This window comes from Roseateles chitinivorans, assembly GCF_002761755.1.
Classification (GTDB): domain Bacteria; phylum Pseudomonadota; class Gammaproteobacteria; order Burkholderiales; family Burkholderiaceae_C; genus Roseateles; species Roseateles chitinivorans.
Genome location: NZ_PEOG01000217.1, coordinates 1 through 441, shown reverse-complemented (window position 1 = coordinate 441; position 441 = coordinate 1). Strand labels below are relative to the sequence as shown.

The 441-nt window shown below is 62.1% G+C and carries 1 protein-coding gene; it reads right to left on the bottom strand.

The window, feature by feature from the left end; genetic code table 11:
* A partial coding sequence (locus CS062_RS25435; protein ID WP_143742556.1) for a TetR/AcrR family transcriptional regulator occupies positions 1-348 on the bottom strand: 348 nt, incomplete at its 3' end.
* Positions 349-441: the final 93 nt, after the last annotated feature.

Below are 441 nucleotides of genomic sequence, written 5' to 3'. Positions count from 1 at the left end.
GGATTCCAGAACGGGTGCCAGTCCGGGATACCGGTGTAGGCACTTCACGGATCCACCGAGAAGTTTGCGGAGTGACTTGGCTGGATCGGGCTCGTGAGCGGCTCTGCGTGAGATCGTCGTGATCTCACCGAAGCCATCGGCCGCAACGGTTTCCAACAGTGACTGACGGGTGGGGAAGTGTCGATACACCGTGCCCACGCCAACACCGGCTTCGCGGGCGATGACGTTCATCGGTAGCTCGAGGCGACGCTCGGCGATGTGGTGGCGGGCCACTTCGAGAATGCGGTCCCGATTGCGTTTACCGTCGCTCCGCAGGTCGACCGGCGCGGTCGTACTGCACAATGCCATCGCTCGATGTTAGTGGATGATTTTTCCGTTTCTCAGTGTCCGGCCGCCGGTGTGCCGCACCCGGCATGCCGAGGAAGTATCCCGTCGAGCAAG